The organism is Pseudomonas parasichuanensis (assembly GCF_021601385.1).
GTDB classification, from domain to species: Bacteria; Pseudomonadota; Gammaproteobacteria; order Pseudomonadales; family Pseudomonadaceae; genus Aquipseudomonas; species Aquipseudomonas parasichuanensis.
Window position 1 is genome coordinate 1 of record NZ_BQHO01000086.1, and the last position, 537, is coordinate 537.

General features: G+C 71.5%; 1 protein-coding gene. It reads left to right on the forward strand.

The window, feature by feature from the left end; translation table 11 throughout:
* On the forward strand, nucleotides 1-537 hold a 537-nt coding region (locus L6D77_RS27060; protein ID WP_236170231.1), incomplete at both ends, for an AMP-binding enzyme.

The following is a 537-nucleotide window of genomic DNA, read 5'->3' on the forward strand; positions in this document are numbered from 1 at the left end:
GCACCGGCGACCTGGCGCGCTACCGCGCCGATGGCGTGCTGGAGTACGCCGGGCGGGTCGACCACCAGGTCAAGGTGCGCGGCCTGCGCATCGAGCTGGGCGAAATCGAAGCGCGCCTGCAGGCCCATGGCGCGCTGCGCGAAGTGGCGGTGCTGGCGCAGGAACTGGGCGGCGTGCAGCAGCTGGTGGCCTACGCCGTGGCGCAGGACGCCACGGCGGACCAGGAGGCGCTGCGCACGGCGCTGAAGGCGGCCCTGCAAGCGGCGCTGCCGGACTACATGGTGCCGACCCACTGGCTGTTCCTCGAGCGCCTGCCGCTGACCCCCAACGGCAAGCTCGACCGCAAGGCCCTGCCACAGCCGCAGGCCACGGCGCCGAGCCGCCAGGTGGCGCCGCGCAACGCACTGGAACAGCGTTTGGTGGCGATCTGGGAAGAGGTGCTGAAGGTGGCGCCGATTGGCGTGACCGACAACTTCTTCGAATTGGGCGGCGACTCGATCATCTCGATCCAGGTGGTCAGCCGCGCCCGCCAGGCGG